Origin of the sequence: Streptomyces sp. CBMA156 (genome assembly GCF_014596515.1) — a bacterium.
GTDB lineage: Bacteria > Actinomycetota > Actinomycetes > Streptomycetales > Streptomycetaceae > Kitasatospora.
In genome coordinates this window covers 1-12,592 of the sequence record NZ_MSJQ01000401.1, presented here as the reverse complement: position 1 = coordinate 12,592, position 12,592 = coordinate 1, and the positions used below count along the sequence as shown (strand labels likewise).

The following is a 12,592-nucleotide window of genomic DNA, read 5'->3' as shown; positions in this document are numbered from 1 at the left end:
GCAGGGTCAGCCCTTCGTGGCACGCGGCGAGGGTGTCGGCCCACACGGCGGCCGGGAGGGTCCGGCCCGGCCAGGGCGCGGCCGGCGCGGCCGGGTCGAGGGGCTCGGCGGCGAGCTGGTCGGCCTGGTTGCGCCAGTAGTCGGAGTCGCGGAACTCGCCGCGGCTGGCGTGCAGGAAGGACAGGCAGCTGGCGGCGGTCGTGCTGCCGCCGCCGGCGGCGAACTGCAGCCAGAACTGGCAGCCGTCGTCGTGTCCGGTCAGGTGGAGCAGTGCGGCCAGGACGAGCGCGCCACCGGGGTGGATGCGCTGCCGGTTGTTGGTGAGGGCCTTCAGGGAGTCGGCGGCCTCGGGCTGGGCGATGATCAGGGTCGCGGCGAGGTCGAGTTCGTGGCGGGCCTGGAGGTGTTCGGCGCCCAGGGGGGCGCGGGCGCGGACGAGGCGGCGCAGGTCCGGGACGGACACGCCGGCGGGCAGCCTGACCGGCTGGTCGGGTTCGTCGTCGTACCCGTGGTGCCGGTCCCATGGGGCGGCTGCCCGGCGGTCGTGTCCCCGTGTCACTGCATGTCCCCCGTGGCGGTGTCGGCGCCGAGGAACCGGCGGAGCTTGGCCAGGCCCTGGCTGGTGGTGGTGCGGGCGTTGGACTCGGTGATGCCGAGGTAGACGGCGATCATCCGGTAGTCGATGTCCAGCATGTAGCGAAGGACGATCATGTCGTACTGGCGCTCGGGCAGGCGCAGGATCGCCGCGTAGAGCTCCTCGTAGCCATTGTCGAGGTTCTCCAGGCTGATGCGGGCCTGAACCTGGGCGCGCCGGATGGCGACGATCCAGTCCGCGACGACCGCCCTGGGCGGGGCCTGGCCGCTGCTCAGCTCCCGGTCGGCGATGCACCTCTTCGCGATCATCCAGGCGTGGGCCTCGATGTCGGGCTGGCTGAGGACGCAGACCCAGTTCCGCCGCAGCTCCCGGCGGATGCTGCGGACCGCCTGGTCGACGAGTTCCTGGTCGTGCAGCCGTGCCCGGGCCAGTCCGCGCCAGGTCGCTTCGTGGCTGTCGCAGAACGGCCGGTAGGACAACCGGTGAGTGGGTTGGACCGCGGCCCACTCGTCGTCACTGGTCAAGGGTCCTCCTCGTCGGCCCCGTGGGCGACGCTCGGCCGGCCCGGGGGGCGGGCGCGGGTGGAGTGCGAGGGAGAACGGGCGTCCTCCATACGGACATCCAATCGTTCGGGGAAGCCCGATGTGAAGGCGATCACAAAAAGGCTTATACGACCTGACATATGACTATTGATCAGGTGATGATCAGTCACGTCAGACCGAAAATGTCCACATGGGCTCCAGATTTGACGCATCGCGTTGAGCTGGGCAGGTCCCCGCGCTCTTGATTGTCCGCGACGGACTGTGGGCATAGTGAACCGTGGCCCGCGCCAGGGTTCGCAACACCGCGCCAGGGGGTTCGTGGTGCGCGCCGACCTGCGGGCATGACGACACGCCGACGCAGGGGGAAACGCATGGCAGCAGAGCAGCACGACGACGACACCGTCACTCCGTCGGGCGCCGAGGTCAACCTCGCCATCCACCGGCCGCACTCAGCGCGGATCTACGACTACTTCCTCGACGGCACGACCAACTTCCCCGCCGACCGGGAGGCCGCCGGGCACGCCCTCGCCGTCTTCCCGCAGGCACCGGCCGCGGCCCGCGCCAACCGGGCGTTCATGCACCGCGCGACCCGCGCGCTCGCCCAGAGCGGCGTCACCCAGTTCCTCGACATCGGCACCGGCATCCCGACCTCGCCCAACCTCCACGAGATCGCCCAGCGCGTCGAACCGCGGGCCAGGGTCGTCTACGCCGACAACGACCCCATCGTCCTCACCCACGCCCAGGCCCTCCTGCACAGCAGCCCCGAAGGGCGCACCGCCTACGTCCAGGCCGACGTCCGCGACCCCGACGCCCTGCTGGACGCGGTCCGCGCCACCGGCGTGCTCGACTTCACCCGGCCGATAGCCCTGAGCCTCGTCGCCCTGCTCCACTTCGTCCCCGAGGGCGCGCACCGGATCGCCGAGACCCTCAAGAGCGCGCTGCCGACCCGCGGCTCCGCCCTGGTGATCAGCCACCTCACCCCCGACTACGCCCCCGAGGACGCGGCCCGCATCGAACGGGCCTACCGCGACAACGGCAACCCGGTCCGCGCCCGCGCCCACGACGAGTTCGCCCGGTTCTTCACCGGCTGGGACCTCCTCGACCCCGGCATCACCTCCACCCCCCGCTGGCGCCCCGAGCCGGACGCCAAGCCGGTCAGCGACATCGAGGCGTCCTGCCTGGGTGCCGTGGCCATCCGTCCCTGACCGGGCCGCCCGTCCGTGGCCGTGCCGTCCGTCACCGGGCAGGCCGTCCGTGACCGGGCCTTGACGCCAGTCTGGCAGGCCGCCACCGCCGATGTGAAAGGCCGCCGCGACGAGTTCGCGCCGGCCGATCCGGCCCGCCGGCGGGCGCGAGGGGGACCGGCCCCGGCGAGTTGCAGCGGGTGGGGGACCGGCTGACACTCGCAGCAGGGGTGGCGGTGCCGGCGCGCCGCCCACCCCGCCTTCCCGGGAGATGGGAACGGTCATGGCGTACGAGCCGGAGAGCCCCTTCAGGTCGCCCATCGTGGGCGACCTCAACCTGCCCCCGCCGGGGATCGAGCTCCGGGAGACCGGGGAGGCCGACCCGGACCAGCAGGTGCCGATGCTGATCGAGCTGAACCTGCGCTATCCCGGCGGGCTCCAGGTGGTCCGCGACGAGTTCTACGCGCTCTGGGAGCGCTACGCGGGACGGTCGCGCGGATGGTGGCCGCAGGAGGTCACCTCGGGGAGCCACGTCCAGCCCGAGGTGCCGCAGGGGCTCGCACTGGTCGCGCCGAAGCTGTACCAGACCGTCCTGTCCCGCGGGGACCTCCACGACCTGGTGGAGGACGACCGCCGCTCCGCGGCCCGGAGCGGGCGGCCGCCGACCGTCTTCCGGGTGTGGCCGGACTACCCGCTGCACCCCCAGATCGACCGCTCGGCACCCACCGTGAAGGCCGACGCCGCCTGGCGCGCGTACGGTGCGCGCGGCGACGGGATCGTGTGGGCCGTCATCGACAGCGGCATCGACGCGACCCACCCGCACTTCTCCCGGCTGGAACTCGCCGCCGAGGGACGGGGCGAGGACCTGCCGCAGGGGCGGACCGCCCGGCTGCACCGCGACTTCAGCTTCCTGGTGAACCCGGACGACCCGGTGGCGCAGCCACCCGGCGGAGCGGCCGGCCAGGGCCCGGCGTCGCCGCTCGTGGACGACAGCGGGCACGGCACGCACGTCGCCGGCATCATCGCGGGCTGCTCCCCGGACGGCATGACACCGCGGGTGGCGACGCCGGACGACCCCGGGGACGGCGGATTCGTGGCCAGGGCCGGCGCGGACCGGCTGTCCGGGATGGCGCCGGCCTGCGAACTGGTCAGCCTCAAGGTCATGAGGCTCAGCCGCCAGGGCACCTACGTGACCTCCTCCAGCGCGGTCATCCGCGCGCTGACCTACCTGCGGACCGAGGTCAACGTGGACCCGGCGGTGCTGCGCGTGCACGGCGTCAACATGAGCCTCGGCTGCGAGTGGCGGCCCGACCAGTACGCCGCGGGTCAGTCGCCGCTCTGCCAGGCGGTGGGCCAGGTGGTGGCCTCCGGCGTGGTCGTGGTGGTCTCCGCGGGCAACTTCGGCGCCCGGAGCACGTCCAGGGACACCGCCAACACCTCGGCCGTCATGGGCTCGATCACCGAACCGGCCCACACCGAGGACTGCATCGCCGTCGGCTCCACCCACCGGGAGGCGCCGCACGCGTTCGGCGTCACCTGGACCTCCGGCAAGGGCCCGACGCTCGACGGACGGATGAAGCCCGACGTGGTGGCCCCCGGCGAGTGGATCGCCTCGGCGGCCAGCGGCGACGTCCGGGCCACCGCGGGGCTGACCCCGGCCGCGGGGGACCCGGTGCCGGAGAGCCTGCTGACGTACGCCGAACAGTCCGGCACCTCGATGGCGGCGCCGCACGTCTCCGGGGTGATCGCGGCCTTCCTCTCCGCCCGTCCGGAGTTCGTCGGCCGGCCGTCGCAGGTCAAGAGCCTGCTCAAGGCCTCTGCCACCGACCTCGGCCGGGAGCGGTACGCGCAGGGGGCGGGCCTGGTGGACCTGATGCGGATGCTGGCGAACGTGTGACGAGTGGACGGACGGACGGGCGGGGGCGGCCCTCCGAAAACCCGGAAAACCATCGAAACCCTCCGAAAGGTCATGTGCGATGAGACGACTGCCGACCGGCGAGCCCGTCTGGGACCTCGTCTTCGACGAGAAGGGGGTGCTGACCGCGCCGGCCGCGGGGGACTTCCTCGACGAGGTGACGGCCGAGGGGGTGCGGGAGCTGTTCGTGTTCAGCCACGGGTGGGGCACGAGCGACCAGCACGCCCGTGAGCTCTACGGCGCGATGTTCCCGCTGATCCGGGAGGCCGGAAGCGGCACGGCGGGCCTCGGCACGGTGGGGTTCGCGGGAGTCTTCTGGCCCTCGCTCTGGTTCCCGCCCACGCCGGCGACCCCGCCGCCGGCGGTCGCCGCACCCCAGGCGGGGGACGGCGCCGTGGTGGACCTCAGCGCCGGAACGGCGGCCGTCTCCGGGGCGGACATCGCCGCGTCGCTGGCCACCGGCTTCGCCGACCCCGAGCAGCAGCGGACGGTGACAGAGATCGGCCGGCTGATCGACGAGGGGGCGGCGGCCGGCCCGGGCGAGACCGACCAGGCCAAGGAGCAACGACTGGTGGGGATCCAGCAGTTGATCCGGTCCCTGGTGCCGCCGCCCGGGGCCGGCGGCGAGTTCGAGGACGCGGGTGAGACCGCGCTGCTGCTGGACACCGATCCGAAGGCGTCGTACCAGGCCGCCGCCGAGGCCTTCGGCAGCGCGCCGCCCGGCTCCTCGACGCAGGGCATCGGCGACTGGTTCGGGAACGCCCTGAACGGGGCGAAGGACGCGCTGCGGGTGCTCTCGTTCTCGGTCATGAAGGCCCGGGCGGGCGACATCGGCAGGAACGGCCTGGGGCCGCTGCTGGCCGCGCTGCACGGCCGCGAGCCCGGCGTGCGGGTGCACCTGCTCGGCCACAGCTTCGGTGCCCGGCTGGTCTCCTTCGCCCTGGCCGGCGTCGGCCCGGCCGCCGACAGCCCGGTCGCCTCGCTGCTGCTGATCCAGGGGGCGTTCTCGCACTGGGCCTTCGCCCACGCCCAGGACAACCCCTTCGGCAGCGCGGGTGCGCTGAACGCCTTCGGGGACCGGGTGCACGGCCCGCTCGTCGCCACCTTCAGCGTCCACGACTGGGCGGTCGGCATCTGGTACCCCAAGGCCTCCTTCCTCGCCCGCCAGGACTCCGAGGCCGACGTCGCCGGGCGCTGGGACGGCATGGGCGCGGACGGGTACCAGGCAGTCGCGCCGGCCGAGGAACGGGTGATGCCGGCCGACGGCGGCACCGACTACGCCTTCGTGCCCGGGACCTTCTACCGGGTGAACGCCGCCGCCGTCATCGACAACGTGGAGGGCGAGCCGTTCTCCGGGGCGCACTCCGACATCCGCAAGCCCCAGGTGGCCGCGCTCGCCACGGCCGCCGCCGCGGCGCACGCGTAGCAGGGGCGACGGCGGCACCCCGGGGAACCCGCGGCTCACCTTGGGCGTGGTGCGGCTACCTGCCGAACTCGCGCCGGTGCAGGTGGTCGAGGATCGACTTGGCCAGGGCCGTCGCGTGCTCGTAGGCGAGCGGAGCGAGTTCCGGGGGGAGGACGAAGCCCTCGGGGAGCCGGCTGTAGTGGTCGGCGAGCTGCTGCTGGTAGGCGTCGGCGAGGGCTTGGGGCCAGGCGCCGGTGAGCGGTGGGCGCATGCGGGCCTCGGCGGCCAGGGCCTGGTGGTGAGCGGCGGCCTCGGCGACCGCCTCCTGGACGGTCCAGTCACTGATCGGGGCCCGCTCCGGACGCCACGGAGCGAGCCAGCGGCTGGGGGTGCCGTCGAGGATCTCCCCGGCCAGCTCCTGGGCGATCAGGGGCGAGGCGTGCAGGCCGTCCCGGTGGGTGCCGGTCGCCACCCACAGGCCGGGGCGGCTGGTGGCCCCGATCAGCGGGTGGCCGTCCAGGCCGATCGGCCGGTTGCCGTGGTGCAGACGGTGCAGCCGGGCGGTGGTGAGGCCGTGGTGGAGCTGGCCGAGGGCGGCGTCGAGCAGGAACCGCACCCCGCCCAGCTGCGGGGCGTCGCCGGGGTCGAGCGCCGGGGCGGCGGTGGCCCCGAGGTACCAGCTCCCGTCGGCCTGGGGCACGGCGTGCAGCCCGCACGCGTACGCCCGGTTCGGGGTGCGGAGCACCGCGGGCAGCGGGGCCGGAGCGGCGACGCTCACCGCGGTGCCCTCCGCGGTGGCGACCGGCATGAGCATCAGGTCCGGGTCCAGCGCCTCGGCCAGCGGCCCTGTCCACGCTCCCGCGGCCAGCACGACGGCGGGCGCGGCGACGAGTCGGTGCGGTGCCTCCAGGACGTAGCCGGAGCCGCTCGTCCGCAGTGGGGCGGCGGGGACCCGGGTCACGTTCGGCAGCGCGTCGAGCGCGGCGTCCAGGGAGGCGAGCCAGCGGCGGGCGTCCAGGAATCCCTCGTCGGGCAGGTGGAGGGCGCGCAGCGGCCGCTCGTTGTCCAGCGGCCGCACGGCCGGGACCTCGGCGGGCTCGACCTCCTCGACCGGTACGCCGTACCGGCGGCCCGCGCGGGCGATCGCCGCGAACGACCGTTCGTCCAGCGGTGAACTGACCGCGTTCAGCAGCACGAAGGTGCCGGTCGCATAGCCGTCACCGCCCGGACCCGCCCCGGCACCGGCGGCGCCGTGGACGGCGTCCCGCCACCGCGGCCACCGCCTGGCGGCCTCCAGGGCCATCTCGACCCGGAGCCGTCCGTGGGGGCGGGTCAGCGAGGCCTCGGTCACCTCCCCCAGGGCTCCGAGCATGGCGCCCGCCGCCTCGGACGCTCCGGCGCCCTGCCGGCCGGACAGCACGACCCGGAGCCCCGGTCGCCCCGAAGCCAGTGCCCAGGCCACCGACCTTCCCACCACACCCGCGCCCACCACGATCACGTCCGCGCCGTGCTGTTCCACCGAAGGCCTCCGCTCGAAGATCAGTACCGGCCTCCAGCCCTACCCGTGGTGTCGCCGGGTATCCCGGCGCCGCCGGGTGTTGGTCCTACCGGCGTCCTCTCGCCTCCGGACCCGGTGACCGGGTGCGTGGGCCGGTCGGCGCAAACCACGACAAACCGATCGAAATATGAATTCAATGTCGTATGTCGGGTAGAACCCCCATGCGGCTGACCGTGTCAACGGTGCGGCCGCCCCGGCACCCGATCGGGTGCCGCCGGGGCCTCGCTGGAAGAAGCCGGGCGCAGGCCCTGGGGGAGAAGCCCCGTGACGTCCGAGCGTCAGCGCGTCGCCGTCCGTGGCCGTTCACCCCGATGCCCAGGAGCGATCACGTGTCCATCCAGCTGGAAACAATCGACCGGGAAGCGACCGACCGGGAGTCTCTGCCCCCCGACCTGCCGTCCGATCTGCCGTGCAGGCCGACGGTGGCCGAGCTGCGCCGGATGGGGAAGTCGGAGGCCCGTGAGCTGAGCGACTCCCTGTTCGAGCGGCTGGCCGGACTGGCCAGGGAGACCCGGGCCTACAGTCACGTGCGCGGCACGATCATCGAGCCGAACATGCCGCTGGTGCGGTTCATCGCGGCCCGCTTCCGGTACCGGGCGGAGGACGGCTGGGCCGACGAGCCGAAGCCGTCGCACTGAGGCCCCGCACGTGGCCGCCCGGGTGCGTGGGTGGGAAGCGGGACGGGAGGAAGGGTGGACACGATGGATCTGCGGGAGCGGGACGTACTGCCCGTGCCGCGCGGACCGCTGTCGGCGGCGGTGCTGGCTCTGCTCACCTCGGGACCGCCCGCAGCCGGACGCCTCCTCGCGCCGCCGGGTCCGCTCACCGAGCCGTGGGGCGAGGACCACCAGCTGGCCCTGCACCTCTGCTACGAACTCCACGGCCGAGGGCTGCCCGGAGTGCCCGCCGACTGGGAGTGGGATCCCGGACTCCTGAGGTTCCGGCAGGAGTTGGAGCGCCCGTTCCTGGCCGCGGTCCGGGCGGAGGCGGAGCCCGTGCCACCGCTGCGGGAGGCCCTGGAACCGCTGCTCACCGAGCCGCCCGACGGCACCGGCCCCTCGCACTTCCTGCTCGCCGAGGGTGAGCGCCGGCACGCCCGCGAGTACCTGGTGCACCGCTCCGTCTACCACCTCAAGGAGGCGGACCCGCAGCTGTGGATGCTGCCGAGGATCCACGGGCCCGCGCAGGCGGTGCTGACGGCGGTCCTCTACGACGAGTACGGTGCCGGACGGCCGGAGCGGGCCCACTCCCTGCTGTTCGCCCGGATGATGGCCGCCTTCGGTCTCGACACCGGCTACGGGGACTACCTGGACCTCGTCCCGGCGCCGACCCTGGCGGTGGTCAACCTGATGACGCTGTTCGGGCTGCACCGCGCGCTGCGCGGCGCGGCCGTCGGGCAGTTCGCGACCATCGAGATCACCTCCTCCCCGGGGTCCGCCAGGCTGGCGACGGCGCTGGAGCGGTTCGGCGGCGGGCCGGACGGCACCCTCTTCTACCGCGAGCACATTGAGGCGGACGCCGTCCACGAGCAGCTGGTGCGCCGCGGCGTCATCGAGGAACTGGTCGCCGCGGAGCCGGAGTTCGCCAGGGACGTGGCGTTCGGGACGGTCGCGGCCGGGGTGGTCGACGGCCGCTTCGCCGACCACCTGCTCGGCTGCTGGCGGGCGGGGCGCAGCTCGCTGCGCTCAGCCCTGCCCGACTGGGCGGTCTGAGCCGCTGCCGTCGGTGCTTCCGTCCGAGCGGCTTCCGTCCGGGCCGCCTCCGTCCGCGCCGCTGCTGTCCGCCCCGCCTCCGTTCGAGCCTCGCGCAGGGCGGCCGCGCCGCCGGTGGCTGGTGTCGCAGAACGGGTAGGTGCGGCTGCGGTGGCAGGCGCACAGCGCCACCACCGGGCGCTCGGAGACCCGGACCGTGCCGTTCGGCAGGACCACCTCGACCGGGCCCTCCACCAGCAGCGGACCACCGGGGACCACGACCACCCGGGTCGTCGGCCGGTCAGCGTTCACGGACACCGCGCACCACCACCAGGTCCTCCTCGCGTTCGCCCGGCCGGATCAGCCCGCGCTGCTCGAACAGGGCGGCCCGCGAGGCCATCACCGGTCCGAACTCCTGCCGCCGCCGCGCCGCCACCGCCGTGCGCAGGCCGGCCGCGCGCAGCAGCGCGGTGAGCGGGTCGGCGGCGTCGGGGCGGGCGGCCGGGGGGACGGGCAGGCCGAGCGCCGTCAGCACGGCCCTGGCCCGGTCCGCCGGGTCGGTCGGGTCCGCCGCGCCTGTCGGGTGCGTCGCGCCTTCGCCGGCCTTCGACGAACGGGCGGGCGTGCCCGGGTGTCCGGGGCCCGGGTGCAGGGCGCCGAGCGCCTCGGCCAGGGCCGCCCGGTTGGCGCGGACGGTGGCGTCCAGGACGTCGCCTCGGGTGGTCATTCCCCCTCCTCCTTCCTCGTCGTGGTGCCCGGCTTTCCTGTGACGTCGGTGGCGGCGGCATCGGTATCGGTGGCGGCATCGGCGTCGGTGTCGGTACCCGCCGCCCCCGTCGCCGCCGGGGCGCCCGCCAGGTCCGCGACCAGCGTCCGGTACGGGCCCGGTACGGCGGCGAGTTCGGCCGGCGTGCCCTGCTGGACGATCCGCCCCCGGTCGAGGACGACCACCCGGTCCGCCGCCTGGACGGTGCTCAGCCGGTGCGCCAGCACCAGGCAGGCGGTGCCCCGGCGGCGCAGGTGCGCGTTGACCCGGGCCTCGGTGTCGGCGTCCAGCGCCGAGGTCGCCTCGTCCAGCACCAGCAGCACCGGATCGATCGCCAACGCCCTTGCCAGTTCCAGCCGTTGGCGCTCGCCCCCGGAGAGGTTCCTGGCGTCCTCCTCGACCCGGCCCGCGTCCAGGCCCCCGCGGCCGGCCACCAGATCCGCCGCCTCGGCGTCCGCCAGGGCACGCCGCAGCGCGTCCTCGTCGGCCGCCGGATTCCAGAGCGTCAGGTTCTCCCGCAGGCTGCCCTCGAAGAGCCGCAACTGCTGCTCCACGTAGGCGATCCGCCCGGTGACCACGGCCCGCGGCCACTCCTCGCGCGGCCGGCCGTCCAGCAGCACCTCGCCCGACCAGGGACGCAGCACCCCGGCGGCGATCCGGGCCACGGTGGACTTGCCGCTGCCGCTGCCGCCCACGACGGCGAGCCACTCGCCCGGGCGGACCCGCAGCGACACCCCCTCGACGGTCGGCGGACGGTTCGGGTCGTAGCCGAACGCGACGTCCCGCAGCTCCAGTTCACCGCTCGGAGCGCGGTCGGCTCCGGCCGGCGGGACGTCCAGGACCGGGGTGAGCCACGGGTCCGCCTCGGCCGACTCGACGTCCTCCAGCAGCGCGCTCTGCGCCCTCGCCATGGTGAACTCCGATCCGATGCCGACCAGTTGGGCGACCGGCTGGAGGAAGCCGTTCATCAGCAGCAGCACCGCCACCAGGGTGCCGAAGGACAGCGAGCCGCCGATCAGCAGCGAGGTACCGATCACCACGACCGCCGCGGCGGCGGCCGAGTTGAGCGCCGCGGGCAGCGACAGCGGCACCAGCACCGCGCTGGTCACCCGCTGCCCGGTCTCCATCGCCCTGGCCTGCCAGCCCGCCCAGGAGCGGAAGAACGCGTCCTCCGCTCCCTCCGCCTTCAGGGTCTCGATCGCCGACACCCCCGAGAAGGCGACGCCGTCCCGCTTGTAGTGCTCCGCGTGCAACCGGTGCAGCAGACCGCCACGGCGGCGTTCGGCCAGCCGCAGCGCCAGGACGTCCAGCACCGCGACGGCGACGGGCACCGCGGCCAGCCGCGGCTCCAGCAGGAACACGGCGCCCAGGTGCACGGCGGCCGCGGCGACCGCGGCGGCGGCGCCGACGGCGCGGTGCGAGAGCAGCACGGCCAGGCCGTCGTTCAGCTGCACCCTGGTGACCAGGCCGCCGAGCTGGCGACGGTGGAAGAACTCCCCCGGCAGCCGCAGCATCCGCCACAGGAAGCCCGCGGAGGAGCGTGCCGCCATCGCCTCCAACACCCGGTTCACCACCGTCTGCTGGAGCCAGGAGCCGAACAGCACGGTCGCCGCGACGCCCGCCGCGGTCAGGGTCAACGGCACCGCCCAGTCCTGGGCCCCGCCCACCACGACCGAGGACAGGTAGGCGCGCAGCAGGAACGCCGCCGCCACCCCCGGCACCGCGAGCAGCGCCGCCAGCACCACCGCCAGCAGCAGCGCCCCGGTGTACGGGCGCAGCCGCGCGGCCAGCGCCCGCAGCAGCGGGAAGCGGCGTCCGCCGGCCAGGAAGTCCGGTCCTGGTTCGAAGCCGACCGCGATCCCGGCGAAGGAATCCCAGAACTCCTCCGGGGTCGCCGAGTAGCTGCCCATCGACGGGTCGTTGATCCGCACCCGGCCGCGCCGCACGCCCTCGTAGACGGCGAAGTGCGGCCCGGTGACCAGGACCATCGACGGCACGTGCAGCCGCTCCAGGCCCTGCAACCGCCCCTCGCCCCGGACCACCCGGCGGCCGCGCGCGACCAGCCCGTACCGGCCGGCGGCCCGCGCCACGGCGGCGGCGCTCACACCGTCCCGGCTGACCCCGCAGGCCCGCGAGGCCTCGTGCAGCGTCACCCGGCGGCCGAAGGCCCCGAGGACGACGGCCAGGCAGGCCGCGCCGCAGTCCTGTTCCTCCATCTGCGGGACGACGGGCGTGCGCAGGTGGCGCCGGGGGCGCTTGGGTCTCTCAGGGCTCTCTGGGCTCTCGGGGCGCTCCCCGTAGCCGCCCCCGCGCTCCTTCCGGCCCTCCTGTTCCGCCCGTTCCGCCCGCTCCGCCTGCGGCTCCCCGACGTCGAGGCTCATCGCCCGGCCTCCGTTCCGAACACGGCCTGGTAGGGGTGGCGGGCGCCGAGGTCGACCTCGGCCGTCAGCGGCACCGGTCCTGCCACCCGGCCGACGGAGCCGGGCAGTTCGGCGTACGCGCGCCACACCGGCGCACTCCCCCCGGGCAGCCCCGGCACCGGGACGGCGAAGGTCCCGGTCAACGAGTCGGCCCGGACTGGCAGTTCGTCCACCGCCGTGATCACCGCGCGCACCGTACCCGCGCCCGGCACCGGCACCCGCACCTCCCGCCCCGGCACCAGCTTGGCGGCCTGCGGCAGGTCGGTCGCGAAGAGCCGGACGGTGACCGGCCCCCCGGTCTCGTCCAGCGCCAGCAGCCCGGCCCCGGGCGCCACCTGCTCGCCGGGCGCGGCCAGCAGCGCCGTCACCGTCCCGTCGGCGGGAGCGGGCACCGGCACCTCGGCCCCGTCGGGCGTGCGCAGCAGCGCCACCGGCTCACCGCGGGCCACCGTCCGCCCCGGCTCCGCCCGGAACCCGAGCACCGCACCGGCCAGTTCCGCCCGTACGGTCGTCGGC

Annotated in this window: 12 protein-coding genes; 5 read left to right on the top strand and 7 right to left on the bottom strand. The window is 74.7% G+C overall.

Translation table 11 applies throughout. The features are described from left to right. Positions 1–559 (bottom strand): hypothetical protein (locus BU198_RS35785; RefSeq protein WP_188300974.1); only part of this gene is annotated, 559 nt, incomplete at its 3' end. Beyond that, a complete protein-coding gene (locus BU198_RS35780; RefSeq protein ID WP_188295988.1) occupies positions 556–1,119 on the bottom strand; it encodes an RNA polymerase sigma factor in 564 nt (187 codons plus the stop codon). The genes BU198_RS35780 and BU198_RS35785, both read right to left, overlap by 4 nt. Positions 1,120–1,508: 389 nt before the next feature. Here BU198_RS35780 and BU198_RS35775 point away from each other — a divergent pair, with 389 nt between their 5' ends. The 3 genes from BU198_RS35775 (at position 1,509) to BU198_RS35765 (ending at position 5,662) form a co-directional block, all read left to right on the top strand. Then, positions 1,509–2,342 (top strand): SAM-dependent methyltransferase, encoded by an 834-nt coding sequence (locus BU198_RS35775; RefSeq protein ID WP_188295989.1) that lies wholly within the window; start codon positions 1,509–1,511, stop codon positions 2,340–2,342. Between the two features lie 262 nt (positions 2,343–2,604). Further along, positions 2,605–4,218, top strand: coding sequence for a S8 family serine peptidase (locus tag BU198_RS35770; RefSeq protein WP_188295990.1), 1,614 nt, complete (start codon positions 2,605–2,607; stop codon positions 4,216–4,218). 79 nt (positions 4,219–4,297) lie between these two features. Next, on the top strand, positions 4,298–5,662 hold the full coding sequence (locus tag BU198_RS35765) for a hypothetical protein (protein WP_188295991.1): 1,365 nt from the start codon (positions 4,298–4,300) through the stop codon (positions 5,660–5,662). 55 nt (positions 5,663–5,717) lie between these two features. On the opposite strand, the gene BU198_RS35760 is transcribed toward BU198_RS35765, so the two are convergent. Continuing rightward, entirely contained in the window at positions 5,718–7,160 is a 1,443-nt protein-coding gene (locus tag BU198_RS35760) for an NAD(P)/FAD-dependent oxidoreductase (protein WP_188295992.1), read from the bottom strand. Between the two features lie 368 nt (positions 7,161–7,528). Here BU198_RS35760 and BU198_RS35755 point away from each other — a divergent pair, with 368 nt between their 5' ends. Together BU198_RS35755 and BU198_RS35750 are read left to right on the top strand one after the other, a co-directional pair. Further along, positions 7,529–7,837: a hypothetical protein gene (locus BU198_RS35755; protein WP_188295993.1), complete on the top strand. Its 309-nt coding sequence runs from the start codon at positions 7,529–7,531 to the stop codon at positions 7,835–7,837. Positions 7,838–7,900: 63 nt separating this feature from the next. Next, positions 7,901–8,911 (top strand): iron-containing redox enzyme family protein, encoded by a 1,011-nt coding sequence (locus BU198_RS35750; protein ID WP_188295998.1) that lies wholly within the window; start codon positions 7,901–7,903, stop codon positions 8,909–8,911. Here BU198_RS35750 and BU198_RS35745 read toward each other — a convergent pair. The 4 genes from BU198_RS35745 to BU198_RS35730 all read right to left on the bottom strand — a co-directional run. Beyond that, complete coding sequence (locus tag BU198_RS35745; protein ID WP_411293157.1) at positions 8,885–9,202, bottom strand: CDGSH iron-sulfur domain-containing protein; 318 nt, start codon at positions 9,200–9,202, stop codon at positions 8,885–8,887. The two genes, BU198_RS35750 and BU198_RS35745, sit on opposite strands and share 27 nt — an antisense overlap. Continuing rightward, a complete protein-coding gene (locus BU198_RS35740) occupies positions 9,192–9,617 on the bottom strand; it encodes a hypothetical protein (protein WP_188300973.1) in 426 nt (141 codons plus the stop codon). Before BU198_RS35740 ends, BU198_RS35745 begins: the two co-directional genes overlap by 11 nt. Continuing rightward, positions 9,614–12,037, bottom strand: a complete 2,424-nt coding sequence (locus tag BU198_RS35735; RefSeq protein WP_188300972.1) for an ATP-binding cassette domain-containing protein — start codon at positions 12,035–12,037, stop codon at positions 9,614–9,616. The genes BU198_RS35740 and BU198_RS35735 overlap by 4 nt, the downstream gene beginning before the upstream one ends. After that, a partial coding sequence (locus tag BU198_RS35730) for a biotin/lipoyl-containing protein (protein ID WP_317620467.1) occupies positions 12,034–12,592 on the bottom strand: 559 nt, incomplete at its 5' end. The genes BU198_RS35735 and BU198_RS35730, both read right to left, overlap by 4 nt.

Excerpts from the sequence above, each read along its gene's own strand:
- BU198_RS35750 (WP_188295998.1), top strand. The coding sequence starts at position 7,901 with ATGGATCTGCGGGAGCGGGACGTACTGCCCGTGCCGCGCGGACCGCTG.
- BU198_RS35765 (WP_188295991.1), top strand. The coding sequence starts at position 4,298 with ATGAGACGACTGCCGACCGGCGAGCCCGTCTGGGACCTCGTCTTCGAC.
- BU198_RS35770 (WP_188295990.1), top strand. The coding sequence starts at position 2,605 with ATGGCGTACGAGCCGGAGAGCCCCTTCAGGTCGCCCATCGTGGGCGAC.
- BU198_RS35775 (WP_188295989.1), top strand. The coding sequence starts at position 1,509 with ATGGCAGCAGAGCAGCACGACGACGACACCGTCACTCCGTCGGGCGCC.
- BU198_RS35740 (WP_188300973.1), bottom strand. The coding sequence starts at position 9,617 with ATGACCACCCGAGGCGACGTCCTGGACGCCACCGTCCGCGCCAACCGG.
- BU198_RS35735 (WP_188300972.1), bottom strand. The coding sequence starts at position 12,037 with ATGAGCCTCGACGTCGGGGAGCCGCAGGCGGAGCGGGCGGAACGGGCG.